Here is a 25,813-nt window from a genome sequence, read left to right on the forward strand (position 1 = left end):
AAGCCGGACGCGTGGCACCTATCGGACAGACCGTCAACCCGACGTCAGGCAGCGATGCCCTTTCCCGCGCCAGGCAGCGGGCCTCCCTGATGCCGGACTGCCTGGTGGAAGCCAAGCGTATCGCCAATACGGTGATTGCCGGCTGGCACGGCCGCCGCAAGCGCGGCATCGGCGAGAATTTCTGGCAGTTCCGACCCTATGCCGAAGGTGAAAGCCTGTCGCGCATCGATTGGCGCCGCTCCGCCCGCGACGATCATACCTATGTGCGCGAGCGCGAATGGGAGGCGGCGCACACGATCTGGCTCTGGTGCGACATGTCGCCTTCGATGATGTACAAGTCGAGCTACGGCAGCGTCTCCAAAGAAAGCCGGGCGCTGGTCGTGATGCTGGCGCTTGCTGAAATCCTCGCCCGCTCCGGCGAGCGCATCGGCTGCCCCGGCATCATGGAACCCGTCTCCACCCGTAATGCCGCCGAACGCCTCGCAGCCGCGCTCATGCACGCGCCGCTGACCGGCGGACTGCCGGAAACAGCGATGATCCGCGGCTGGAGTGACCTCGTGCTCATCGGCGATTTCCTCGACGACGCTCCTGTTATCATGGAGCGGCTCGGCCCGCTTGCCCGCCGCGGCCTGCACGGCCATGTGGTCGAGATAGCAGATCCCGCCGAAGAGATCTTTCCCTATAGCGGCCGCACCGAATTCATCGATCCGGAGACCGGCGCCAAGCTGATTTCCGGCCGCGCCGAACACGTCCGCGAAACCTATCGCAACGCCTACCTTGCCCGTAGGGACAGCCTCGGCCAGTCGCTGCGCCATCTCGGCTGGACCTTTACAACCCACCGCACCGATCATCTTGCCTCGGAGGCGCTGGTCGCGGTCCACATGTACCTGTCCGGCATGCCGGCCAAGGCAACGCATGGAGGGCTGCTATGAACGCCCTTCCCTTCGCTTTCGCCTATCCCGCCATTCTCGGCGCCCTCATAGCCTTGCCGGTCATCTGGTGGCTGTTGCGGCTGACACCGCCACGCCCGAAAACGGAGGTCTTTCCGCCGCTGAAGATCCTTGCATCGGTATTGAAGCGCGAGGAAACACCGGCGCAAAGCCCCTGGTGGCTGACGCTTCTGCGCATGCTGCTCGCCGCCATCATCATCCTTGCGATTGCCGATCCGGTCTTCAATCCGCGCACCAATTCACTGGCATCGGGTGGCCCGCTCGTCCTTTTCGTCGACAACAGCTGGGCGGCATCGCCCGATTGGGAGCGTCGCGTCCAGACTGCCGACGCGCTGGTGGACGATGCCGAATCCGCCGGCACGCCGGTAGCGATCGCCTTCACCGCCGATCCCACCAACGATGCCGTGCCCGGCACCGCAGCCAGCGCCCGCGACAAGCTGCGGGCTGCCGAGCCGCGGCCGCTGGTCCCCGATCGCGAGCGCGCCTTTCAGGCGCTGCGCGCGGCGCTCAACGGCGTCAAGCCCGGTACCCTCGCCTTCCTGACCGACGGCGCCGCCGCCAAAGCCGATGATCCGACGGTGCGCAGGCTCGCCGAGCTCCAGCCCGCTGATCTGCGCCTGATCGAGGGCGATGCCACGAAGACGGTTGCCGTCACCGCTGCCAGCAATGCGGCCGACGCCATGACGGTCAAGGTCACGCGGCTCGACAGTTCGCGCCCCGCATCCGTGGCGCTGAACGCCGTCGATGCCCAGGGCCGCTCGATCGCCAACGGCAGGGTGGATTTCCGTCCCGGCCAGAGCGTCGCCACGAGTTCGATCACCGCTCCCTTCGAGATGCGCAACGATTTCGCCCGCATCAGCGTCGACAACGGCGCGACGGCGGGCGCGGTCCACCTTCTCGACGACGCGTTCAAGCGGCGCCGCGTCGTCCTGCTGTCCGGTACCGGAGCCGATGAATTCCAGCCGCTGCTCTCGCCGCTCTACTATATCCAGCGGGCGCTGCAGCCCTATGCGGACCTCATCCAGCCCAGCGATTCCGATCTGGCGGTCGCAATACCGAAACTTCTCGCCAGCAACCCTTCGATCATCATCATGGCCGATATCGGCCGCCTGCCGGAGGAGACCTACGAACCTCTGACACGCTGGATATCGAATGGTGGCATGCTCCTGCGTTTCGCCGGCCCGCGCATGGCGGCGGCACCTGCCGACGATCCGCTCATTCCCGTCATCCTACGCCAGGGAGAACGAGCGCTGGGCGGCACCTTGTCCTGGAGCGAACCGCAGTCGCTGGCCGAATTTCCGAGCATCGGCCCCTTCGCGGGCATACCGCGTCCCGCCGATGTCCTCGTCAAACGGCAGGTGCTCGCCGAGCCGACACCCGACCTTGCCGAACGCACCTGGGCAAGCCTCGCCGACGGCACGCCACTGGTCACGATGAAGCAGCTGGCATCCGGCCAGATCGTCCTCTTCCACGTCACAGCGGAAGCGACCTGGTCCGATCTGCCGATCTCGGGCACTTTCGTCGATATGCTGCGTCACCTCTTGCAGATATCGCGCTCAGGCGGTGTGACGTCCGAGGCGCGCAGCAGCGCGCGTGTCTCCGAGACCCTTCCTCCCTACCGCATGCTGACGGCCAAGGGTGTGCTCGTTTCCGAGACTGGCTCGGCGCGACCTCTGATCCCCAGGGCCGGAGCCGAACCGACGGCGAATTTCGATAATCCGCCTGGCCTCTACGGTTCGGAAGATGGTTTCACCTCATTGAACGTGCTGCCCGACAACGCCGAACTGAAGCCGCTCGATACCGCTGGAATCAATGCCGTGCGCGAAGGCTTGATCGGCGGCGAAAGCTGGTCGGCAAAGCCGGCTCTTTTCCTGGTCGCCTTTCTGCTGCTGCTCGCCGACAGCCTGATCGTCCTCTTCATGAACGGCGCTTTCTCGCGATTGCGCCCGGCCGCTCGCGCCGTGGGCGTGATCGCGGTCGTACTCGGCGCAGGCTTCCTGCTGCAGCCCGGCACACTTCACGCCAACGACTCTCGGCCCGATGACGACCTCATTCTGGAGAGACTTGACAACACGCATCTCGCCTATGTCGTCACCGGCGAGCAGGAAGTCGACAATATATCCGAGCGCGGCCTTGAGGGCTTGACCCAGTTCCTGACCTTCCGCACGACGCTGGAGCCGGCGCCGCCCGTCGGCCTTGACCTCACCAGGGACGAACTCACCTTCTATCCGATCATCTATTGGCCGGTTTCGGCAACGGCGCCCATGCCGTCATCGGCCGCGATCAGCCGCATCGACGCCTATATGCGCAACGGCGGCACTGTGCTTTTCGACACGCGCGACCAGCTCAGCGCTCTGGACAATGGCGGCGATGTCAGCGCCAACGGTCAGCGGCTGCAGGAAATCCTCGCCAATCTCGATATCCCGCCGCTCGAACCGGTCCCCTCGGATCACGTGCTGACGAAATCCTTCTATCTCCTGTCGAGCTTTCCCGGCCGCTATGCCGGCAGCCCGCTTTGGATCGAGGCCCGGCAAGGTGGCCGAGAAACGACCGAAAAATCGGCGGCGACGGCCGACGGGGTTTCGCCGATCCTGATCACCGGCAATGATTTGGCCGGCGCCTGGGCAGTCGACGAAAACGGTACGCCGATGCTGCCGACTGTGCCCTCGGATGAAGGGCAGCGTGAATATGCCTACCGGGCCGGCGTCAACATCATGATGTACATGCTGACCGGCAACTACAAGACCGACCAGGTCCACGTTCCCGACCTCCTCGAACGGTTAGGGCAATGAGATGACCTTCGATTTTTCACCCTTCCTGCCCTGGCCGATTCTAGCGGCACTGGCCGCCGCCAGTGCTCTCATCGCCGCCTTTGCGATCTTCCGCGGCATTCGCGGCGCCTGGATCAGGACACTGGCCGCCCTCGCCCTGCTGAGCGCCCTTGCCAACCCCGTACTGCTGCAGGAGGATCGGGATCAGTTGTCGACGATCGTCCCCGTCATCGTCGACCGGAGCCAAAGCCAGCAGACACCCGAGCGCATGAAGATGACCGATGACGCGCTTGCGGCATTGAAAGGGCAGCTTGCCCGCTTCCCCCAGATAGAACCCCGGTTCGTCGAAGTCGAAGGCGACGTCAATTCCGACGTTCCGTCCACCCGCCTGTTCGATGCGCTGGCAGCCAACATCGCCGATGTCCCGGCCGCCCGCATCGGCGGCGCCATCATGCTGACCGACGGTGAAGTCCATGATGTCCCGGCCGCCAATCAGGCGCTCGGCTTCGATGCGCCGATCCATGGTCTCGTCACCGGCAAGCCCAAGGAATTCGACCGTCGCATCGAAGTTATCAAGGGACCGCGCTTCGGCATCGTCAACGAGGAGCAGCAGGTCGTCCTGCGCGTCTTCGACGATGGTCCGAGCCCCGGCGGCACGGCCGACGTCACGGTGAAGCTGAACGGCGACGAGATCGCTACCTTACAGGCAACGCCCGGTCAGGATACGCCTTTCTCCTTCAAGGTGCCGGCTGGCGGCAGCAACGTGCTCGAATTCTCCGTCGCCGCACTTCCCGGCGAAGTCACCACCGCCAACAACCGCGCCGTCCACGTCATTGACGGCATTCGCCAGAATCTGCGCGTCCTGCTCGTCTCCGGCGAGCCGCATGCCGGCGAGCGCGCTTGGCGCAACCTCCTGAAATCCGACGCCTCGGTCGATCTCGTTCACTTCACCATTCTGCGTCCGCCGGAAAAGCAGGACGGCACGCCGATCAACGAGCTGTCGCTGATCGCCTTCCCGACGCGTGAACTCTTCATCGACAAGATCAAGGATTTCGACCTGATCATCTTCGACCGCTATCAGGACCGCGCCAACGTGCTGCCGATGCTTTACTATGACAACATCGCCCAGTACGTGGAGAACGGCGGCGCGCTGTTGATCGCCGCCGGTCCGGAACACGCGAGCCCAGAGTCGATCGCGATGACGCCGCTCGCCTCTGTGCTGCCGGCAGAGCCGACCGGCCGGATGATCGAAAAGGCCTTCTATCCTCGCCTCTCCGAGGAAGGGCGCAAGCATCCGGTCACACGCGGCTTGGACGGCTCCGGCGAGGACCCGCCGCATTGGGGCCGCTGGTTCCGCAGCGTCGATGTCGAACGGCCGCAGGGCGAAACGATCATGGTTGGCGCCGACAACCATCCGTTGCTGGTGCTGAACCGCGCCGGCCAAGGCCGCGTCGCCATGCTGCTTTCCGATCAGGGCTGGCTCTGGGCGCGCGGCTTCGAAGGCGGCGGTCCAAATGTCTCGCTGTATCGCCGCATCGCTCATTGGCTAATGAAGGAACCAGCGCTCGAGGAAGAAGCGTTGACGGCGCGCGCCTCCGGCCGAACGCTCGAAGTCACGCGCCAGACGATCGGCGACAATCCTGGTAACGCCACCGTGCGTTACCCCTCCGGCAAGACCGAAACCTTGCCGCTCACCCAGACGGAACCAGGGCTCTACAAGGCCGAGAAACGCATGAACGAAGTCGGCCTCTTCGAAATCCGTAACGGCAAGTTATCGACGCTTGTGCATATCGGCGCTGTCGATGCGCCCGAATTCAAGGCGATGATCTCGACGACCGACGTGCTGAAGCCTGTCGTCGACAGGAGCAAAGGTCTCGTGACCCGTGTCGCCAGCGAAAAGGGCGCGATCAGCGTTCCGCCGATTCTGCCGGTGCGTGGTCAGGTCCGCGTCTCCGATAACGAGCGTATGATGATCCGCATGACCAACGAAACGGTCCTGAAGGGAATCAACACGCTGCCGCTCTTTGCCGGCTTCGCCGGCGTCGGCATCCTGCTGCTCGCTTTCGGCGCCATGTGGTGGCGCGAAGGGCGATAGTCGCATGCCGGAGTTCGAGCTCACGGCATCGCCTTCGGCTGGGGAACTCGCGGCAATCACCGATGCACTCTCGGCCTTCAATAACAGCGATGTCGGCCCTTCGGACCGCCAGCCGCTCGCCGTGCTCATCCGCGATACCGCCGGCAAGGTGACCGGCGGCCTGTCGGGCTTTACCGCCTGGGGCTGGCTCTTCACCCAAGTGCTTTATATCCCCGATACGCTGCGCGGGACGGGCATAGCCGGCAAGATCCTCGCAATGGCGGAAGACGAGGCCAAGGCGCGAGGATGTCGTGGCGCCTGGATCGATACCTTCAACCCGCAGGCTCTCCGCGCCTATCTGCGCCAGGGTTATGAAATCTTCGGCGAGCTTGAGGATCTCCCGGAAGGCCGCACCCGCAGCTTCCTCCGGAAAAATCTCTGATCATCCGCGCCAAGCGATTATGCCTTTCAGCCGCTCGTGCACACCCTCGGCGATCGGAACGACCAGCACCCGGCCGGGATCGACGGGACCTGGAAAGGCAAGCGCGTTATAGGCCACCTTCTCGAAGCCGAGCGGGCCGTAATAGGGCGGATCGCCGACCAGGATGACGGCTTCCGAACCCTTGCGCCGCGCAGCTTCCACCGCAATCCGCACCAGTTCCCGGCCGATACCGATATTTTTGTGCGAGGGTCGAACGGCAAGCGGGCCAAGAAGATGCCCCTTCACCGTGCCGGCCAGCACCGGCGTCATGCGCACGGAGGCGATCGTCTCGCCGTCGTCGGCGCAGATAAAGGAAAGCGACAGATCATGCGGCCCCTGCTCGCGGATGCGCGCGGCGGCACGCGTGAACCGGCCCGGACCGAAGGCTTCTTCATTGATGTGTTCGATGGCGGCGTCGTGGGACGCGTCTTCGGTGAGGTAGACGAGATCGTGCTTGTACATGATGACAGAAACCGGTTGGACAGATTGATGGGTCTCGAATACGCCTTCGGCGTTCGGAGCATCAGCGTCGTCGTAGGTTTCTGGAAATGAACATCAGACAGGCGTTCCTCAAATCGTGAAAAGGCCGATAGCAGGAAAAATTTCCGCCGTCCAACGCAAAATGCACACCCGATCCTGCTGGCGCGGGGGCGTGACGCACTGTTCAATCTTTACCGCCTGCAAAGCCCCACTATCTCAGCTAACGTCAATTCCAACACGCCAATCAAGGGAATGAAAATCATGGGAATGCTTGTGGACGGCGTCTGGCATGACGTCTGGTACGACACGAGGGAGAGCAAGGGCCACTTCAAACGGCAGCCCTCGCAATTTCGCAACTGGGTGACGGCAGATGGCGAGGCCGGGCCTTCCGGAAGCGGCGGTTTCAAGGCCGAGGCCGGGCGGTATCATCTCTATGTCTCTCTCGCCTGCCCTTGGGCCCATCGCACCTTGATTTTCCGTAAGCTGAAGAAGCTCGAGACGTTGATTTCGGTTTCTGTCGTGGATCCGCTGATGCTCGAGAATGGCTGGGAGTTCAAGGCCGGTGACGGCGCTACCGGCGATCACCTCTATAGCGCGGCCACCCTCTGGCAGATCTATGTCAAGGCCGATCCGCATTATTCCGGCCGTGTCACGGTTCCCGTCCTCTGGGACAAGAAGGCCGGCACGATCGTCAGCAATGAATCAGCCGAGATCATCCGCATGTTCAATAGCGCCTTCGACGGACTGACGGGTTCGAAAGCCGATTTCTATCCGGAGGATCTGCGTGCCGAGATCGACGTGCTCAACGCTACCGTCTACGAGGCCGTCAACAACGGCGTCTACAAGGCGGGCTTTGCCACAACTCAAGAAGCTTACGAGGAAAATGTCGGCAAACTGTTCGAAACACTCGATATTCTCGACGAACGCCTGGGCAAGGGCCGCTACCTTTTCGGCGACAGATTGACCGAGGCTGATTGGCGCCTCTTCACCACGCTGGTGCGTTTCGACACGGTGTATGTCGGCCACTTCAAGTGCAACATCCGCCGCATCGCCGATTATCGCAATCTGCCCGGCTATCTCAGGGATCTCTATCAGACGGCAGGCGTTGCCGAGACGGTAAACCTGAAGCACATCAAGCAGCACTACTACCGCAGTCACAAGGCGATCAACCCGACCGGCATCGTCCCCATCGGCCCGGCGCTCGATCTCGACAGCCCGCATGGCCGCGCTACAGCGCCGCGCGTCTTTTTAGACGCGCAAAGGACGCTGTAGAACTTTAAATTGCCGCATAATTTACTCTTAAATCGATTCCGACTTAAGAAATTATGCAGCGGGCTGAATGCAGCCTGAAGCTTCTCACCAGCGGTGGTCTGGCTCCTGCTCGCCCCGAAGCTCGGCGAGGCGGCGATACGTCGCCTCGGTCGTGCCCTCGGGCAGGCTGTCGAGCGAAAAGAACCCACTGTCGGAAATCTCCCAATCCGGCGGCCGCGGTGCCGTCTGCTCGACGGTTACGCGATAGAATACGACGTGGTCGCGCCGGGTGGTCGTGGTGTTGAAATAGACCTGGACCAGCTGCGGTTTTCCGATGATTCTGAGGTTGCCCTCCTCGCGCAGTTCCTTGATCAGCGCTTCTTCGGCCGTCTCGTTGCGTTCCAGCCCGCCGCCGGGCATATGCCAGCCGCCGATATAGCTGTGGCGCACGAGAAAGATCCGGCCGTCCGCATCGAAGCAGGCGGCCCTGACCCCCATCGTCATGCCGCGGGCGAAGGAGAAATAGACATGCAGGAGGCGTAGCGCCAGCCTGATGTGAGGGGGCCGCTTCTCTTTATCCACCATCGTTCCGTTTCGGCTCTTCATCGCGCCGGATGTGTTTGATTTGTCAATAAGCTGGTCTATGTCTCGTAGCATGTTCAAGCTCGCGCATATTTCCGACGTCCACCTCGGACCACTGCCTCGTCTTTCCATTCAAGAGCTGTTTTCCAAGCGCATAACCGGCTTTGTGAACTGGCATCGAAATCGACGCAAGCACCTTTTCGCCAGCACGCTGGATCTGCTTCTCGATGACATCCGCGCCCATCAGGCCGATCATTTGGCCGTTACCGGCGACCTCGTCAACCTGGCGAGCGGCATCGAGATCCGCGCCGCCGCCGCCTGGCTGCGCGCGCTCGGCGATCCGGCCGAAACCTCGGTCGTTCCCGGCAATCACGACGCCTATGTGCCGGGTGCCTATGAGAAATCGATGCGGGCCTGGTACGATTATGTCCGCGGCGATCTCGCCTCGCCGCAATGGCAGGAAGACCGCCGCATCTTTCCCTATCTGCGTGTCCGCGACAAAGTTGCGATCGTCGGCTGCTCCACGGCCGTCGCCACGCCCCCTTTCGCCGCCTCCGGCTTTTTCAGCGCCCGCCAGGCCCGCGACACGGTGAACATGCTGCGCGCGGCCGGCGAAGCCGGTCTCTTCCGCGTCGTCATGATCCATCATCCGCCGATCCGCGGCGCCACCGCCTTCCACAAACGCATGATCGGCATCCGCCGCTTCGCGGCCGTGATTTCGACCGGCGGCGCCGAGCTCGTGCTGCACGGCCACACGCATCTGAATACGCTGCACTGGCTGCGCGGCCAGGTGCAGCCGGTGCCTGTCGTCGGCATCGCGTCGGCCTCGCAGGGGCCGGGCAGCATAAAGCCGCCGGCCGCCTACAACCTCTTTTCCATCGACGGCTCTCCGGGCGCCTGGGAACTCACCGGCGAGCGCTTCAGCCTGAACAGGACAGGCGATGCGATTATGTCGGAAAGCGTCGATATTTTCGCGCCTTAGCGCTGACTTCGAACTCTGTTTATGCGGCACTTGAATCAATCTCGGAAAGCGCTTCGCCACCGTCGCAACATTTGTCATGGAGGCGGCCTACCCCCTTGGTATTTTTACCGGTAAGCGTACAATCCAGCCGACTGCATCGCCTCAGAACGGAGCCGCCAATGACTTCCCCCTTCCATCGCCTGTGCAGAACAACACTTGCCGCCGGCTTTGTCTTCGGCATGGCAAGCGCCGCCTTCGCGGTCGGCGACAGCAACGACGACACCAATCCGCCGCCGAAGACGCAGACGACCAAGACCTGCACCGGCGGCAAGGTCTGGGACAAGGCCAAGAAGGAATGCGTCACTCCGAAGAAGAACAGCTTCAACGACGACGATCTCTATAAGTTCGCCCGCGAATTCGCCTACGCCGGCCAGTATGAGAATGCCATCGCCGTGCTCAATCTTGCCCTTAATCAGAACGACCCCCGCATCCTGAACTACCTTGGCTATACCAACCGCAAGGCCGGTCGCATGGAGCTCGGCATGTCCTATTACCGCAAGGCATTGCAGGCGGATGAGAATTATATTCTCGCCCGCTCCTACATGGGCATGGCACTGGTGGAACAAGGAGACATCCAGGGGGCGCGCGTCCAGCTCGTCGAAATTCGCGACCGCGGCGGCGAAGACACCTGGGCCTATCGCGCTCTGCTGCAAAGCTTGAACGGTTACAAGACATATTGACGCAAGCTTTGCGTGCTAGATTGGGAAAACCCCTTGGGAAAGGGGATAGGATGACCGAATGCTTGCGAAGTGCAGTGGATTTGCTTCATAAAGCATCTGCATCTCCGGTGCCAACAAAGCCGGTTTCGCGTCCGATGGCGAAGCTTTCGTCCGCGAAACCATTGTGAATGCTTCTTGGATAGACAATGCGTCAGCCCGCAACGACCATCGACCTCCGGCGTGATCTCGTCGGCCTTCTGCCCCACCTTCGCCGCTTCGCGATCACGCTCGCGGGCGAAGCCGGTGTGGCCGACGAGCTTGTCCAAGCCGTCTGTCTGCGCGCCATTGCCAAGGGGCATCAGTGGAATGGCGAGGGCCGACTGGAAAGCTGGATCTACACGCTTGCCCGCCAGCAGTGGACGGAGGACAGCCGCAAGCGGAAGCCGAAGACGTCGGCACGCGGCAACGTCACCGATATCAGAGAGGCTGCGCGTGAACGCTCGGCCTCGGTCGATCCCGACGCCATCCATCGCATGATCGCCGAAATGCCTGAGGGCGTTTCCTCGATCTTCCTGCTCGTCGATGTCGAAGGTCACAGCTATCAGCAGGCGGCCGACATCATGGGCATTTCGACGGTAAGCGTCATCTCCCAGCTGGCCACCGCAAGGCTGCATTTCGCCGGACTTGCCGGCACCCACCCCATCCACAGGTACTGAATTGCTCGATCTTAGGAAATTGCCGCTAGAAGCCCAGCTCACCGCCCTTCTCGACGGCGAGGTCTCTCCCGAACAGCGGCACGAACTGGAACAGCGTCTGGCTAGCGACGAGAACGCGCGGCGTCTGCATGAAAAGCTGCGCCATGGCGCCGATTTCGGCCGCCGCCGCCTGGACGATGTCCTGAAGGAGCCGGTGCCGCTCGCCCTCGTCCGCTCGATCAAGAGCACGCAGCCGCCAAAGACCCCGATCACCCAGCGCGCCATACGCCCCCAGGTGAAACTGGCTCCCAGCGGCCCACAGGCGCTGGCAGCCGCTCTGATCCTGTTCGTCGTCGGTTGCGGCATTGGCTATTTTGCCGCCACCACCCCGGACGCCGACGAGATCGCCACCACGACCGCCACGGCGCTCGCCAATACCAATGACTGGCTCGGCGACGTCACCGCCTATCAACGCCTGCTGATCCGCCAGCCCCGTCACCTCGTCGAAGTGCCGGCCTCACAGGCCGAAGAAATCTCCAGCTGGCTGACGACCGCCATCGGTGTGCCTTTCCGTGTGCCGGATCTCAGCACCGAATCCTGGACCTTCCAGGGTGCCCGCGTCATCCTCGGCGACAACCGGCCTGTCGGTCAGCTCGTCTATTCCAACAGCGACGGCGACATCATCTCCATCTGCTTTCGGAAGGACGCGCAGCCGTCTGAGACCGACGACTTCAAGGAAACGATCAAGGACGAGATTGGCCTGGTCACCTGGCACAATGCCGGCACCTCCTATGTTCTCGCCGGCCCCTCCGCCGAAGCCAACCTCGGCCAGCTCGCCACGAAGATCGCCACCGCGATCTGATCGGCAGGTCGTCGGCAGATCGACGATTTGACGTGGCCCCCTCATCCGGCCCGACGGGCGGATGAGGGGGCCACTGGCGCCAACAGGAGCGAATGCCCGAGCATCCGCAACGGGCAATCCTGATCAAAGCACTGATATTACGTCACCTATCGATCAAGCCTTGCCAGCTTTCACCTCGAGCACCCGGTTGGCCGCCGAGACGATCGCTTCCAGCGATGCCGCGACGATGTTGGTGTTGATGCCGGCGCCGAAGAGTTTGCCGCCGGGATAGGAGGTCTCGACATAGGAGATCGCCGCCGCGTTCGAGCCGTGCTGCAGCGAATGCTCCGAATAGTCCTCGACCGACATTTCGATGCCGAGATAATGCGACAGTGCGTTGATGAAGCCGTCGATCGGGCCGTTGCCGCGCCCTTCGATGCGCTTGATCTCGCCATTGTCGGTGATTTCAGCTGCAACGATCCGCTGGCCCTTGCGCTCGGTGTCGGGATAGGTGTGGTGGTCGACGAACTTGAGGCGCGCCTCGGGCTGCGTCACGTAGCGCTCGATGAAGCGGTCGTAGATGCGCTTCGAGGGAAGCTCCTTGCCCTCGACATCGGTGATGCGCTGGATTTCTTCACGGAACTCGACCTGCAGGTTGCGCGGCAGGTTGAGCCCGTAATCCTGCTGCAGAATATACGCGATGCCGCCCTTGCCGGACTGCGAGTTGATACGGATGATCGCCTCGTAGGAACGGCCGACATCACGCGGATCGATCGGCAGATAAGGCACTTCCCAGACAGGATGATTGGCGACCTGTGCGGCCTTCATGCCCTTGTTGATCGCATCCTGATGCGAGCCGGAGAAAGCCGTATAGACCAGCTCGCCGACATAAGGGTGACGCTCGGCAATCGCCATCTGGTTCGAATATTCGAATACTTCCTTGATGCGCTCGATGTTCGAGCAGTCGATCCCGGGATCGACGCCCTGCGTGAACATGTTGAGCGCCATCGTCACGACGTCGACATTGCCGGTGCGCTCGCCATTGCCGAACAGCGTGCCTTCGACGCGGTCGGCGCCTGCCAGCAAGGCCAGTTCGGCGGCGGCGATGCCGGTGCCGCGGTCGTTATGCGGATGCAGCGAGACGATCAGGTTCTCGCGATTGTCGAGGTTACGGCACATCCATTCGATCTGGTCGGCATAGACGTTCGGCGTCGCCATCTCGACGGTGGACGGCAGGTTGATGATGAGCTTGTTGTCGGGCGTCGGCTTCACCACCTCGATGACGGCGTTGCAGATCTCCAGCGCCACTTCCAGCTCCGTGCCGGTGAAGCTCTCGGGCGAATATTCGAAACGATAGCCGCCGCCGGCCTTGGCGGCCATGTCGGTGATCATCTTGGCGGCATCGACGGCGATCTGCTTGATGCCCTGCACATCCTTGGCGAAAACGACGCGGCGCTGCAGCTCGCTGGTCGAGTTATAGAAATGCACGATCGGCCGGTTTGCGCCTTCCAGCGCTTCGAAGGTGCGGGTGATGAGCTCCGGGCGGCACTGTACCAGCACCTGCAGCGAGACATCGGCGGGCACGTTGCCCTCTTCCACACACCAGCGGGCGAAATCGAAATCCGTCTGCGAGGCGGAGGGAAAGCCGATCTCGATTTCCTTGAAGCCCATCTCCAGCAGCAAATGGAACATCCGGGCCTTGCGATCGTGGCCCATCGGGTCGACCAGCGCCTGGTTGCCGTCGCGCAGATCGACCGAGCACCACACCGGCGCCTTGGTGATAGTCTTGGTCGGCCAAGTGCGGTCGGGAATATTCACCTGCGGATAGGGCCGGTATTTCGTCGCGGCATCGGGCATGCCCTTCGCGGAGGATCGGCTGTTGGTATTGTCCATTGTCTTGTCTCCTCGTCCCGGCATTTGCCCCGCCTCTTAGCCGATCGAATCGGACTTGGCGATAAACAAATGCGGACCTTCGTCGGTCGTTAGGTCAATTTTGAAAGTGAGTCGCGAGGAGCGATACCGGGCGGGCTTTCGGCCGCCGGGCGCTCCTCAACGGACCCGGCAACCGCGCGTAAGGCCGAGGAGAAGAAGCGAGGTCACGGCGCTCGAGACGTCACGCAGGGCGATGCGGCCGCGTGCAATCGTGTCGGAAATCTTGGCGCCAGAGGTCTTCATGGCCGCGCTTATAACCTTGGGCGGTGAAACTGGCAAGCCCTCGCGGCCCACCGCCTTCCGTTACTTCGACTGAGACTGTCGTTTCCAAATCCTCACCAGCTGCGACAGCGCGAGCATCAACCCGCCGGCGATCAATCCCCAGAAGGCGCCTGAGATGCCGCCGAACGAAACGCCCGATGCCGTTACGAGGAAAGTGATCGCCGCCGCCTCGCGCGATTCCGGCGCCTGGAAAGCCGACATCGCCGAGGATGAGAAGGCCCCGACCAGCGCCAGCCCCGCCACCGCCTCGATCAGAATAGGCGGCGCCAAGGCGACGAAGGCCGTGACCGTGCCTGCGAGCAGCCCGAGGATCACATAACCGACGCCAGCGATCAGCGACGCCCAATAGCGCCGCTTGGGATCGGCATGGGCGTCATGCCCGGCGCACATTGCCGCGGTGATGGCCGCCAGGTTGACGGCGTGTCCACCGAAAGGCGCCGACAGCAACGAAAAGAAGCCGGTGACGGCAAAGAGCGGACCTGGCTTCGGATCGTAGTGATTGACCTTCAGCACGGCGATACCGGGAATGTTCTGCGAGGCCATGGTGACGATGAAAAGCGGCAGCGCGATCGAGATGAAGGCTGCGAGGCTGAACACCGGGCGGACGATTTCCGCAGCTGGCACCAGCGATCGTTCGAGCGAGGCGAAAGCACCGTCGGGAATGTCGACGCCGAAGGCGAGCACCAGCACGAAGGCTGCAAGCGCGGCCGGCACCGCCCAGAGACGCCGGAACGCGCCGACGACGATCCAGGAAATGACGATCGGCAGACCGAGCAGCGGATTGAAGCCGATCGCCTTCACCGGCGCAAAGCAGAGACCGATCAGCACACCGGCGAGCATCGCATTGGCGAGCGGCGCGGGAATGGCGGCCACCGCCCGGCCGAGCGGCTTGAACAGCCCGGCAATGATGATCAGCACGGCGCAGACGAGGAATGCGCCGACCGCCGCATTGAAGCCGCCCTCGATTGCGCCTGTGCTTGCGAGCAGCGCCGCCCCCGGCGTCGACCAGGCGACACTGATTGGCAGTCGAGTCACGGCGCTGAGCACGATCGCGCAGACGCCCATAGAGATCGACAACGCCATCAGCCCCGAAGCGGCCTGCGCATCCGTCGCACCCACCGCCTGCAGCCCGTGCAGCACGACGGCGAAGGAGCTGGCGGAGCCGACGAAAGCGGTAAGCAGACCCATGAACAGGGCCTGGACGGAAAAATCTTTGAGCATGGCGGACTCTGAGCTGCTGGAATGGCGCATGGAGCATGATGGTTGCCGCCCGCGCAAGTCCAGATTGAGGGCTTTCCGTCCAGCTCTGCCGGTCGATGACCGCAAGCACCATCCGAAATCAAGACGCCCTCACCCGCGGTCGGCAGGCAAAGGCGTTTCGAAGGTTCCGACCGAGAAAACTCAGATGTCGGCTTGCGACGTCACGATCCGCGAGACAAGGCCGTAGTCCTTCGCCTCTTCGGCCGAGAGCCAGTAGTCGCGATCCGTGTCCTTGGCGATCTTCTCGAGCGGCTGGCCGGTGGCCTCCGCCATGATCTTGTTCAGGCGCTCGTTCATCTTGATGATCTCACGTGCCTGGATCTCGATGTCGGATGCCATGCCGCGCGTTCCGCCCGACGGTTGGTGCAGCAGGAAGCGCGTGTTCGGCAGGCACAGGCGCCTTTCCCTGGGAGCCGCGACATAGATCAGCGCGCCGGCCGAAGCGACCCAGCCGGTGCCGATCATCCACACCTTCGGCTTGATGAACTTGACCATGTCATGGATGGAATCGCCGGATTCGACGTGACCGCCGGGCGAATTGACATAGATGCGAATGTCTTCGTCGCTCGCCGCAGCAAGTGCGACGAGCTGCGAGCAGACCTTCTGCGCCAGTTCCTGGTTGATCGGTCCATAGATGAAGATCGAACGCGACTTGAAAAGATTCGCCTCCGTTTCCTTGCCGAGCGGCAGTTCCTTCGTCTTGTCGTCCTGTTCTTCGTCGTTCATTCGAACCTCTCGGAGATGAATTCGGGTTCCTCGCACATAGTGCGACTCAATGCCTAAAACAATGCGGGAAAAACACAAGGCACCGAAGCGATGGAGATATCCTTAAGAAGCCGCGCACCGTTCCGCAAGCCTTACTGAAATGTAACGGTGGAAGGCTTTGAAAAGCCGGAATCGGTTCCTACCTCACCTCTCACATGGCAACCGCCAAACGAGATCAACAGGAGACCGGACATGTCACCGGAAGAACGCCAATTGCTGACCGCCCTCTTCGACCGCGTGCGCACGGCGCAAGCCCAGCCGCGCGATCGCGAGGCCGAAGCCCTGATCGACCAGGCGACGCGCGAGCAGCCGTCAGCCACTTATTATCTCGCCCAGGCCGTCATCGTGCAGGAAAAGGGGCTTGAAGCGGCCGCCAACCACATCAAGGAACTCGAGGAGCGCGTCCGGCAGTTTGAAGCCGGAGCCAGCGAGCACCACCAGGCCGAACAGGGCGGCGGCTTCCTGAGCTCGATCTTCGGCAATACCCAGACACAGCAGCCCGCGCCTGTCCCCTCCAACCCCGGCCCCTGGGGGCAGCCGTCCCGCGCCTATGACGAGCCGCGCGGCTACGATCGCCAGGCGCAGCAGCAGCCCACCGGCCCCTGGAGCCAGCAGGCCTATGTGCCGTCTGCCGGCGGCAGCTTCCTGCGCGGCGCGCTCGGCACAGCCGCGGGTGTTGCCGGCGGCATGCTGCTTGCCAACTCCTTGAGCGGCATCTTCGGCAACCACATGTCCTCGCTCGGCTGGGGCTCGCCTTTCGGCGCCAACCCCTTCGGCAATGTCGCCGCGCCAACCGAAGAGACCGTCATCAACAATTATTACGGCAACGACGACACGCGCCAGGCCTCTGATAATGCCGGTAATGATAATGACGACAATGTGCAGCAGGCCGATTACGACGATGGGGACGATTACAGTGATGACTCGTCCGGCGACGTTACGGATGTTTGAGGTTTAACGGGCCGAAATGGCCGGCAGTTGGTTTTACATTGCCGCACCGTATCCCGGCCCTTCGCTTGGGCTCAGGGCGTTCGTCCGTGCAATCGATTCACTGGATCGATTGCACGGGCGTTGCCCGACCGCGCCTCACCCACGGCCACGATAGGTGGCGACGCCCTGCTCCGGCAGCCACACACCTTCCGGCGGCTTACCCGTCTGCCAGAAGACGTCGATCGGAATGCCGCCACGCGGATACCAGTAAGCACCGATGCGAAGCCACTTGGGGTCGAGCAGTTCGACGATGCGCTTGGCGATGTAAATCGAGCAATCCTCGTGGAAGGCGCCGTGATTGCGGAAGGAAAACAGGAAGAGTTTCAGCGACTTCGATTCCACAAGCCATTCGCCGGGGATGTAGTCGATGACGATATGGGCGAAATCCGGCTGCCCCGTCATCGGGCAGAGCGAGGTGAATTCCGGCGCGGTGAAGCGCACGACATAGTCGGTGCCGGCATGATTGGACGGCACTTTTTCCAGCACCGCCTCTTCCGGCGATTTCGCAGTTTCGGTTTGCTGACCCAGCATCGACAGGCTGGAAACATCGGTATTCGGCATCATGCCTCCTTGACGACTTTGACGCGGATGCCATGGGCCTTTTCGCCCTCCGGCTCCACATGAATGGCTATTTTAGCGCCCTCATGCACCGCTCTGATGGCATCCTCAAGGCGGTCGCATATATCATGCGCCTGTCGCACGGACATAGTGCCGGGCACCACCATGTGAAAATCGATGAAAGTGACGGTGCCTGCCCGCCTCGTCTTCAGGTCATGCACGCCGATCGAACCCGCCGCATGGGTGGCGATCGCCTGCTTGATCGCTTCCTCTTCCTGCGGCTCGACCGCCTGGTCCATCAGACCGCTGATCGATTGCGAGATCACCTTCCAGCCTTGATAGAGAATGTTGCAGGCCACGAGGATGGCAAGCACCGGGTCGAAAATCGCGTAACCCGTCGCCAGCGCCAGCAGCAGCCCGACGAGCACGCCCACGGATGTCACCACATCCGACATGATATGCTGCCCATCCGCCGCCAGTGCCGCCGAGCGGTGTTTGCGCCCGGCGCGGATCAAAAGCTGCGCCCACACCGCATTGATGACGCCAGCCGCCAGATTGATCGCAAGGCCGAGCACCGGTGCGTCGAGCATGCGTGGCGCAGCGAGATAGCCGACCGCCTCGTTGACGATCAGCAGCGCGGCGACGACGATCAGTACGCCCTCGGTGACGGCAGAGAGATATTCCGCCTTGTGATGGCCGAAGGGATGGTCGTGATCGGCCGGCTTCTGCGCATAGCGGATGACAAAGAAAGCGATGAACGCCGCAACGACGTTAACCGTCGATTCAAGTCCGTCCGACAGCAGCGCCACCGAGCCGGTGACCCACCAGGCCACCATCTTCAGCCCCATGACGCCGAGCGACAATGGAATCCCCCACATCGCCAGCGTCCGAACCGTCAGATCGCCGTTGTCGCTCATATCGTCCTCCTGCGGTTGCGAATGAATTGCAGGGTCTAAGCCATTGAAATGCAAAACCGCCCACGCGAATGTCGCGAAGGCGGCCCAGTTGAGGGTGATATGGGCGATGATGGAGGATTTGTCAAAGAGAATGACACGTCCCTCACAGATGTTGCCGCCCCGACAGACAAGCGCGGGCGCAGGATGCGCAATCCCGCTACAGCGCCGAGAGAGCCGGATCGGGCTGGACAGACTGCGGCCACCGCAGAAGAGCGGCCTGTCCCGCCGGCGTCAGGGCATAGACGCCCTTTTCCTGGCGCTCGAACCATCCGTAGACATTGTCGCGCAGGATCGGACCGGCCTTCGGCGTAAGCGCCTTCATATCCCGCGGGCGCACAATTCCCCGGTCGAGCGCGGCCGCGCAGAGCAGCGCCTGCTGTCGATAGGCCGTCATGATCGGCGCCCGCGAGCCGCCGCCAACGGCAGGATCGCCGCGACGGCGCTGATGCTCCTTGACGAGGCGTGAACGCCGCTTGGGATTGGTCCGCGGCATCGGCGAAATGGAACTGACGATGACGCTGACCTCGCCGCCATCCGAGACACCGAGCATGCCGATGCCGAGCCGCCGGCAGAGGTCGCGGTAGCGCTTGTCCGTCTCTCGCCCGCGCCCCTTGGCCGAAACGCGCGCCGCGATCCAGACCTCATCGCTCATCGCCGCGCGATCGACCGCTTGGAGAAGCAGTTCGAGGTTGAAGGTGAGCTTCAGTTCGCAGACGACCACGACTGGCGGCTCGCCATCGCTCAAGCCAACGAGATCGCATCCACCGACCTCGCCCTTGACGGCATAACCGGCTGCCTCCAGGAAGGTTTTGACCGGCAGGTAGAGCGATGTCTCCATGGGAAATCGCGCTCAGGCAGCGTTGAGATCGGCAATCTCGCCATATCGCGCGAGCAGTCGCGGGGAGCTCATGTCGCCGGTTTCCTCGTCGACGATGACGGCGTAGGCCGCGACCCCGACGAAACGCTCGGCCATCGCCGAAGCGATCTTTTCCGCGCTGACGGCATTCGATGCCTGGCGCATTTCGCCGGGCACAAGATTGCCGCGGTTCTTGCGGTAAGGGAGCACGATGAACTTTTCAGCATTGGCCACGGTGATGGGTTCCGGTTGATCGTTCCTGAAATGTTCTGATTTGACTGATAAAGTCAACCGCTTTGAAGGACCACCTGCCGGTTTGCCCTGTCATATCCAGGTCGGAATGCCCGCCCGCCCTTCGAGGCTTCGCCTCCGGCCACGCAGGGCGAGGCTATCTTGAGCGCTGGAGCAGCAATTGCCGCAGAACCCTGCTGCGCCCCACATCCGGCTGCCGCCACCTTCTCCCCGCCAGCGTCCGCCAGCGGGGAGAAGGGAACACGCCGCAACCTCTCCGTTCCTCGTTGGCCTCCCGGGGCACGTCCGCTCGCCCCGTTTTACAGGGAGAGGTGAGGGTGAGGGGCAATAGCCGCCTCCTCCACCGTCCTTTATCTGAGGCGCGATCCGCTGGATCGCCTCGAAGGACACGCTCGACGCCGCTCCTAGCCCCCTTCCCGTGGTCAGGAAGGGCGAACCGGAATTGCCAATCAAGCCGCCTTCGTCTTCACCTTGCGCGCCAGATGCGCCACGACGTTCTCGATCATCCGCATGCCGGCATCGCCGCCGAGCGTCATGATCGATTCCGGGTGGAACTGCACCGCGGCGATCGGCTCCTTGGCATGTTCGATGCCCATGATCGTGCCGTCTTCGCTTTCAGCCGTGATGATGAATTCACGCGGCAGCGTCGAGGGATCGGCGAAAATCGAGTGGTAGCGGCCGACGGTCACCTCCTTCGAAAGGCCGGAGAAGACGATGCCCGGCTCCAGCACGCGGATGCGCGACGGCTTGCCGTGCATCGGCAGGGCCAGATGGCGCAGTTCCCCGCCATAGGCTTCGGCGAGCGCCTGCAGGCCAAGGCAGACGCCGAAGATCGGCAGGTTGCGCGCCCGCGCCTTCTTGATCGTCGCCTTGCAGTCGAAATCCTTGGGCGTCCCCGGCCCGGGCGACAGCACGACGAGATCGGGGTTCAGCCGGTCGAAGATCTCCTCCGGCACTGGCGTGCGCACGGTCGAAACCGTCGCTCCCGTCTGGCGGAAATAATTGGCCAGCGTATGAACGAAGCTGTCCTCATGGTCGACGAGCAGGATGCTGACGCCCTTGCCAACGGAAGCAACGTCGCGCTGAATCTTGCCGGAATTGCCGATCTTGGCGTCTCGGATGGCGGAAAGCATGGCGGAGGCCTTCAGTTCGGTTTCGGCTTCTTCTTCGTGCGGGTCGGAATCGTTGAGTAGCGTCGCGCCGGCGCGCACTTCAGCGATGCCGTCCTTGATGCGCACCGTGCGCAGCGTCAGGCCGGTATTCATGTCGCCGTTGAAGCCGACCATGCCGATCGCCCCACCATACCATGCACGCGGGCTCTTTTCATGGCTCTCGATGAAGCGCATCGCCCAGAGCTTCGGTGCACCGGTGACAGTGACCGCCCAGGCGTGGCTGAGGAACCCATCGAAGGCATCCATGTCGTCGCGCAGCCGCCCCTCGATATGATCCACCGTGTGGATGAGGCGCGAATACATTTCGATCTGCCGGCGGCCGATCACCTTGACCGAGCCCGGCTCGCAGACGCGGCTCTTGTCGTTGCGGTCGACATCCGAGCACATGGTAAGCTCGGATTCGTCCTTTTTGGAATTCAGGAGCTTCAGGATCTGCTCGCTGTCGGCGATCGGATCGTCACCGCGTTTGATCGTGCCCGAGATCGGGCAGGTCTCGATGCGGCGGCCGGATACGCGCACGAACATCTCGGGCGAGGCGCCGACCAGATATTCCTGATTGCCGAGATTGATGAAGAAGGAATAGGGCGACGGATTGATCGCCTTCAGCCGCCTGGAAATATCCGAAGGCTTGCTTTCGCAGCGCTCCATGAACTTCTGCCCGGGCACGACTTCGAAAAGATCGCCCTTGCGGAAGCTTTCCTTGGCTTTGACGACGAGTTCGGCATATTCGCCCGGCCGGTGGTCGCTCTTCGGCGGTATGGCATCCGTCTGCTTGAAGGGCTCGGGCGCGATATCTTCCGCCTTGCCTTCGGTCGTCACGCCGTTCTTCGCGAAATCATAGCGGTCGATCCAGGCCTTGGCGGCATAGTTGTCGACGACGAGGATTTCGTCCGGCAGGTAGAGCACCATGTCGCGCTGGTCGGAAGGCCGCGTCAGCTTCAGATCGATCGCATCGAATTGGAAGGCGATGTCGTAGCCGAAGGCGCCGTAGAGCCCGAGGCTCGCATCGGCCTGCGAATAGAAGAGGTCGGTGACAGCGCGCAGCACCGTGAAGACGGTCGGCATCTTCGAGCGCTCTTCCTCGGTGAACACCCGGTCCGGCGCCTTGACGGAGAGGTCGAGGCGGCGGGCGGAGGAAGCGCCGAGCACGAGATCGGACACTGTCTTCAGCCGCTCCGTCACGAAGCCGAGGAGCACCTCGCCGCGCTCGTTATAGGCCTCGATCCAGACGTCGCGCCCGAAGGAGGAGATGCCGAGCGGCGGATCGACGACGGCGGTATCCCAGCGCGTATAACGGCCCGGATATTCGTAGTTCGACGAGAACACCGCGCCGCGGCGTTCGTCGAGCTTATCGATATAGGAGGAGACCGCATCGCCGTAAGGGATCGCCCGACGCTGCCGGGTGACGGATATGCCGCCCTTGGTCTCGTAGATTTCCGCACCATCATCCCGCAGGATCGTTACCATTGTTCCACTCCGTTATCGGGCCCGGACGACAGGCAGCGATAAAACAAAAAAGCCGCCTCGAAGTTTCGGGCGGCTCACTCGTCGTCTTTGGACACGATTGGTCGAGGCCGCCTCAGCGAGCCCACCACCAAACAGCAATGTTCAAGGACGTGATCATGGAAAAATTGTTAGCCTGAGATCAGCCGCCGCGCAAGAGGCGATTGCGCAATGAAAAAGGGCGGCCCGAAAACCGCCCCTCCCCAGCCGTGAAGGTGTGTCGCCGGCAGTCAGAAGGTCTTCGTGAGCGACACCTTGAAGGTACGGCCCGGCTCGGAATACCAATCACGAGGCTGCGATGCGGTCGAGACCAGGTTGACGTCGCGTACGGCCAACGCGTTGAAATATTTCCGGTCGAAAATATTGTAGACACCGGCTTGAACGCGTAGGCCCGGCAACTGTTCCGGCGTCCACCAGCCGGTCAAGTCGACAATTGCATAACCGGGTGCATTGAGATGGTCGGTGAGCATGCCGGCAGATAGCGTCGAAGACAGATCGAAGCCGAAGGTGTCATTTCTCTAGCCGCCGCCGACAATCGCCTTGAACGGCGCCACCGAGCGCAGGCGCTGGGTGGTTTCTTCATTCCTGCCGTAGGCATAGGCAAGCGAGGCATGCAGATTGATGCCGTTATTGAAAGCCTTGCACAATTGCAACGAAAACCGCTCTCATGCGTTGCTTCTAGCCACCAATACCAGGAACCGGATGGATTGAGAAAATTTTCGACATTGGCGATCCTGCTCGCCGCTACCGCCTTTCTTGCCGGCGCCCGCCTGCCCCCCCACGGTCCATTGCCCGAGCCGCGGCCCGATGCCGGGCAGACGACCGGTCCCACTCCACCGTCCGCGGAAAAAGCGGAACCCTCCGCGCCTGAGCAGGTGCCGACCCCTCAGCCGAAACCTGAGGTAAAGGAGCCGGAGACATCCGAACCGGGCCAGCCGCCTGCTCCATCAGCCGAACCGGCAAAGCCTGAGCCTGTAGAACCCATGCAGGGCCCGCCGCTTCCGCCGGGCCAGGTCGAAAGCCCGCAGACTCCGCCGGAAGAAAAGCCGCCCGGCGAGCAGACGCTTGAAGAGCAGCATCTGACGATCGAATCCGAAAGCGACGCTGAGCATGCCGAATGCACGGCCGCACTCAAGGAGTTGGGTGTCGTCTTCAAGGAAACGCCGCGCATCGATGACGGCAACGGCTGCGGCATCGACAAACCGATCATCGTCTCCGAGGCTCTGCCCGGTATCGCCGTCAAGCCGGAGGCAACGATCCGCTGCCCGGCGGCACTCGCACTTGCCCGCTGGTTGAAGGAGAGCGTCATCCCTGCCGCTTCCGCCGCCCTGCCTGAGCAGGGCCGTATCACCGCCGTCAACCAGGCTACCGCCTATATGTGCCGCCTGCGCAACGGCGCCGAAACAGGCAAGATCTCCGAACACGCCCGCGGCAACGCCATCGATATTGCCAGCTTCCATTTCCAAAAGGGCGAGGATGTCGCCGTCCGCTCCCGCCGCGAGGACTCGACACTTACCGGCGCCTTCCAGCGCGCCGTCAGCGCCGCCGGCTGCCTCTATTTCACCACCGTCCTCGACCCGGAAAGCGACGCGGCCCACGAAACCCATTTCCATCTCGACGTCATCGAAAGGAAGGGCGGCTATCGTTATTGTTATTGACGGTTGAAGGGCTAAAATCCCGTCATCAAGCGAGAACTGGCGGGGAACGGAGACGGTGCGGCATATCCTCTTCTACCCTCGGGAGAAGGCAGGATCGAGAGGCCGCATCCCGTCCCTTCCCCACGCCTAATCAGAACAACCCCTCAATATAACCCTGCTCATTCAAAAAAATCCGTTCCGCTGAGGGCGATTTCGGTAGGCCAGGCATCGTCATGATCTCGCCGGTGATGGCGACAACGAAGCCGGCGCCGGCTGAAAGCCGCACCTCGCGCACCGAAACGATGTGGCCTTCCGGCGCGCCGCGCAGGTTCGGATCGGTGGAGAAGGAATATTGCGTCTTCGCCATGCAGACCGGCAGCTTGCCGTAGCCCTGCTCCTCCCATGTCTGCAACTGATCGCGCACCGCCTTGTCGGCGGTCACCTCGCCGGCATGGTAGATTTTCGAGGCGACGATCTCGATCTTCTCGAACAGCGAAATGTCGTCGCCGTAGAGCGGCTGGAATTTCGCTTGACCCGATTCGGCCAGTTCCACCACCTTATGCGCCAGTTCCTCGATGCCGGCCGAACCTTTGGCCCAATGTTGGCAGAGGATCGCTTCGGCGCCGAGCCGCGAGACGAATTCCTTCACCGCCGCGATCTCCGCATCGGTATCTGTGACGAAATGATTGATCGCGACGACGACGGGCACGCCGAAGCGGCGCACATTGGCAACGTGCCGGCCAAGATTGGCGCAGCCCTTCTTCAGCGCTGCGACGTCCTCCGTGCCGAGATTCTCCTTCTTCACGCCGCCATTCATCTTCAGCGCCCGGACGGTCGCGACGATGACGGCCGCGTCCGGCTTCAGCCCGGCCTTGCGGCATTTGATGTTGAAGAATTTTTCAGCCCCGAGATCGGCCCCGAATCCCGCTTCCGTCACGACATACTCTCCGAGCTTCAGCGCCGTCTTCGTCGCCGTCACCGAATTACAGCCATGGGCGATATTGGCGAACGGGCCGCCATGCACGAAGGCCGGGTTGTTTTCCAGCGTCTGCACCAGGTTCGGCTGCATTGCATCCTTTAGCAGCACGGCCATGGCGCCGTCGGCTTTCAGATCGCGCGCATGCACCGGCGTCTTGTCGAAGCGGTAGCCGATGATGATGTCGCCGAGCCGCCGCTCCAGATCCTTGAGATCGGTGGCGAGGCAGAGGATCGCCATCACTTCGGAGGCGACGGTGATGTCGAAGCCGCCCTGGCGTGGAAAACCGTTGGCGACGCCGCCGAGAGAGGAGACCATGCTGCGCAGCGCCCGGTCGTTCATGTCCATGACACGCCGCCAGGTGATGCGGCGGATGTCGATATTCTCTTCGTTGCCCCAATAGATGTGGTTGTCGATCATCGCAGCCAGCAGATTGTGGGCCGAGGTGATCGCATGGAAATCGCCGGTAAAATGCAGGTTGATGTCTTCCATCGGCACAACCTGCGCATAACCGCCGCCGGCCGCCCCGCCCTTGACGCCGAAGCAGGGACCGAGCGACGCCTCGCGGATGCAGACGATCGCTTTCTTGCCGATCCGATTCAGCCCGTCGCCGAGGCCGACGGTCGTCGTCGTCTTGCCTTCGCCCGCCGGCGTCGGATTGATCGCCGTGACAAGGATCAGCTTGCCGTCCTTCTTGACCGCCTGCGCCGCGATGAACTCGGCGCTGACCTTTGCCTTGTCGTGACCATAGGGGGCGAGCTGCTCGGCCGCGATGCCGAGCTTTGCCCCGATCTCGAAGATCGGCCTCTTGGCCGCGGCGCGCGCGATTTCAATATCGGATTTGATGGATGGCATGGATGTCCCCGTCC

The 25,813-nt window shown here is 62.5% G+C and carries 23 protein-coding genes and 1 pseudogene; 11 read left to right on the forward strand and 13 right to left on the reverse strand.

Annotation, left to right across the window (positions count from 1 at the left end; all coding sequences use genetic code 11):
• Positions 1-11 precede the first annotated feature (11 nt).
• Genes Tal182_RS16775 through Tal182_RS16790 form a run of 4 tightly spaced genes read left to right on the forward strand, consistent with a single transcriptional unit; the run spans position 12 to position 6,237 of the window.
• The gene (locus Tal182_RS16775) at positions 12-932 is read left to right on the forward strand and encodes a DUF58 domain-containing protein (protein ID WP_064804114.1); all 921 of its coding nucleotides are present in this window, start codon (positions 12-14) and stop codon (positions 930-932) included.
• Complete coding sequence (locus Tal182_RS16780; protein WP_085860152.1) at positions 929-3,742, forward strand: DUF4159 domain-containing protein; 2,814 nt, start codon at positions 929-931, stop codon at positions 3,740-3,742. The genes Tal182_RS16775 and Tal182_RS16780 overlap by 4 nt, the downstream gene beginning before the upstream one ends.
• 1 nt (position 3,743) lies before the next feature.
• Positions 3,744-5,816 (forward strand): hypothetical protein, encoded by a 2,073-nt coding sequence (locus tag Tal182_RS16785; protein WP_064810989.1) that lies wholly within the window; start codon positions 3,744-3,746, stop codon positions 5,814-5,816.
• A gap of 4 nt (positions 5,817-5,820) precedes the next feature.
• Positions 5,821-6,237 carry a GNAT family N-acetyltransferase gene (locus tag Tal182_RS16790; protein ID WP_064810990.1) on the forward strand — a complete coding sequence of 139 codons (417 nt, stop codon included), beginning with the start codon at positions 5,821-5,823 and terminating at the stop codon, positions 6,235-6,237.
• On the opposite strand, the gene Tal182_RS16795 is transcribed toward Tal182_RS16790, so the two are convergent.
• Positions 6,238-6,738: an N-acetyltransferase gene (locus tag Tal182_RS16795; RefSeq protein WP_064804121.1), complete on the reverse strand. Its 501-nt coding sequence runs from the start codon at positions 6,736-6,738 to the stop codon at positions 6,238-6,240.
• 279 nt (positions 6,739-7,017) lie between these two features.
• Between Tal182_RS16795 and Tal182_RS16800 the strand changes: the two genes are divergently transcribed.
• Complete coding sequence (locus tag Tal182_RS16800) at positions 7,018-8,028, forward strand: glutathione S-transferase family protein (RefSeq protein ID WP_085860153.1); 1,011 nt, start codon at positions 7,018-7,020, stop codon at positions 8,026-8,028.
• Between the two features lie 84 nt (positions 8,029-8,112).
• Here Tal182_RS16800 and Tal182_RS16805 read toward each other — a convergent pair whose 3' ends face one another.
• Positions 8,113-8,592 carry an NUDIX domain-containing protein gene (locus Tal182_RS16805; RefSeq protein WP_064804125.1) on the reverse strand — a complete coding sequence of 160 codons (480 nt, stop codon included), beginning with the start codon at positions 8,590-8,592 and terminating at the stop codon, positions 8,113-8,115.
• A gap of 70 nt (positions 8,593-8,662) precedes the next feature.
• On the opposite strand from Tal182_RS16805, the gene Tal182_RS16810 reads away from it, so the two are divergent.
• The 4 genes from Tal182_RS16810 to Tal182_RS16825 all read left to right on the forward strand — a co-directional run bounded on the left by Tal182_RS16810 (position 8,663) and on the right by Tal182_RS16825 (position 11,826).
• The gene (locus tag Tal182_RS16810) at positions 8,663-9,571 is read left to right on the forward strand and encodes a metallophosphoesterase (protein WP_085860154.1); all 909 of its coding nucleotides are present in this window, start codon (positions 8,663-8,665) and stop codon (positions 9,569-9,571) included.
• A gap of 158 nt (positions 9,572-9,729) precedes the next feature.
• On the forward strand, positions 9,730-10,290 hold the full coding sequence (locus Tal182_RS16815; RefSeq protein ID WP_085860155.1) for a hypothetical protein: 561 nt from the start codon (positions 9,730-9,732) through the stop codon (positions 10,288-10,290).
• A 185-nt stretch (positions 10,291-10,475) separates the two neighbouring features.
• Positions 10,476-10,985, forward strand: a complete 510-nt coding sequence (locus tag Tal182_RS16820) for an RNA polymerase sigma factor (RefSeq protein ID WP_085860156.1) — start codon at positions 10,476-10,478, stop codon at positions 10,983-10,985.
• A 1-nt stretch (position 10,986) separates the two neighbouring features.
• The gene (locus Tal182_RS16825; RefSeq protein WP_085860157.1) at positions 10,987-11,826 is read left to right on the forward strand and encodes an anti-sigma factor; all 840 of its coding nucleotides are present in this window, start codon (positions 10,987-10,989) and stop codon (positions 11,824-11,826) included.
• A gap of 153 nt (positions 11,827-11,979) precedes the next feature.
• Here Tal182_RS16825 and leuA read toward each other — a convergent pair whose 3' ends face one another.
• The 4 genes from leuA to Tal182_RS16840 all read right to left on the reverse strand — a co-directional run bounded on the left by leuA (position 11,980) and on the right by Tal182_RS16840 (position 16,005).
• On the reverse strand, positions 11,980-13,698 hold the full coding sequence (leuA, locus tag Tal182_RS16830) for a 2-isopropylmalate synthase (protein WP_064804134.1): 1,719 nt from the start codon (positions 13,696-13,698) through the stop codon (positions 11,980-11,982).
• A 156-nt stretch (positions 13,699-13,854) separates the two neighbouring features.
• Complete coding sequence (locus Tal182_RS33110) at positions 13,855-13,980, reverse strand: hypothetical protein (protein ID WP_257784615.1); 126 nt, start codon at positions 13,978-13,980, stop codon at positions 13,855-13,857.
• A gap of 60 nt (positions 13,981-14,040) precedes the next feature.
• Positions 14,041-15,270 (reverse strand): benzoate/H(+) symporter BenE family transporter, encoded by a 1,230-nt coding sequence (locus tag Tal182_RS16835; RefSeq protein ID WP_085860158.1) that lies wholly within the window; start codon positions 15,268-15,270, stop codon positions 14,041-14,043.
• Positions 15,271-15,420: 150 nt separating this feature from the next.
• A complete protein-coding gene (locus Tal182_RS16840) occupies positions 15,421-16,005 on the reverse strand; it encodes an ATP-dependent Clp protease proteolytic subunit (protein ID WP_011426306.1) in 585 nt (194 codons plus the stop codon).
• A 231-nt stretch (positions 16,006-16,236) separates the two neighbouring features.
• On the opposite strand from Tal182_RS16840, the gene Tal182_RS16845 reads away from it, so the two are divergent.
• The gene (locus Tal182_RS16845) at positions 16,237-16,995 is read left to right on the forward strand and encodes a DUF2076 domain-containing protein (RefSeq protein WP_085860159.1); all 759 of its coding nucleotides are present in this window, start codon (positions 16,237-16,239) and stop codon (positions 16,993-16,995) included.
• 135 nt (positions 16,996-17,130) lie between these two features.
• Here Tal182_RS16845 and queF read toward each other — a convergent pair whose 3' ends face one another.
• From queF to Tal182_RS16875, 6 genes and pseudogenes are all read right to left on the reverse strand, one after another.
• Positions 17,131-17,595, reverse strand: coding sequence for a preQ(1) synthase (queF, locus tag Tal182_RS16850; RefSeq protein WP_064810998.1), 465 nt, complete (start codon positions 17,593-17,595; stop codon positions 17,131-17,133).
• Positions 17,595-18,509 (reverse strand): CDF family cation efflux transporter EmfA, encoded by a 915-nt coding sequence (emfA, locus tag Tal182_RS16855; RefSeq protein ID WP_064810999.1) that lies wholly within the window; start codon positions 18,507-18,509, stop codon positions 17,595-17,597. The genes queF and emfA overlap by 1 nt, the downstream gene beginning before the upstream one ends.
• A gap of 196 nt (positions 18,510-18,705) precedes the next feature.
• Positions 18,706-19,386, reverse strand: a complete 681-nt coding sequence (locus Tal182_RS16860; RefSeq protein WP_064804144.1) for a DUF2161 family putative PD-(D/E)XK-type phosphodiesterase — start codon at positions 19,384-19,386, stop codon at positions 18,706-18,708.
• Between the two features lie 12 nt (positions 19,387-19,398).
• Positions 19,399-19,638, reverse strand: coding sequence for a hypothetical protein (locus tag Tal182_RS16865; protein ID WP_064695947.1), 240 nt, complete (start codon positions 19,636-19,638; stop codon positions 19,399-19,401).
• A gap of 467 nt (positions 19,639-20,105) precedes the next feature.
• The gene (locus Tal182_RS16870) at positions 20,106-22,295 is read right to left on the reverse strand and encodes an anthranilate synthase (RefSeq protein ID WP_064804147.1); all 2,190 of its coding nucleotides are present in this window, start codon (positions 22,293-22,295) and stop codon (positions 20,106-20,108) included.
• A 266-nt stretch (positions 22,296-22,561) separates the two neighbouring features.
• A pseudogene (locus tag Tal182_RS16875) lies at positions 22,562-22,966 on the reverse strand (TonB-dependent receptor); the annotation flags it as partial.
• Positions 22,967-22,978: 12 nt separating this feature from the next.
• Between Tal182_RS16875 and Tal182_RS16880 the strand changes: the two are divergent.
• Positions 22,979-23,989, forward strand: a complete 1,011-nt coding sequence (locus Tal182_RS16880; RefSeq protein ID WP_245344786.1) for an extensin family protein — start codon at positions 22,979-22,981, stop codon at positions 23,987-23,989.
• A 130-nt stretch (positions 23,990-24,119) separates the two neighbouring features.
• On the opposite strand, the gene Tal182_RS16885 is transcribed toward Tal182_RS16880, so the two are convergent.
• Complete coding sequence (locus Tal182_RS16885) at positions 24,120-25,799, reverse strand: formate--tetrahydrofolate ligase (protein WP_064811002.1); 1,680 nt, start codon at positions 25,797-25,799, stop codon at positions 24,120-24,122.
• Between the last annotated feature and the right edge of the window lie 14 nt (positions 25,800-25,813).

The organism is Rhizobium sp. TAL182, assembly GCF_002117725.1.
GTDB lineage: Bacteria > Pseudomonadota > Alphaproteobacteria > Rhizobiales > Rhizobiaceae > Rhizobium > Rhizobium esperanzae.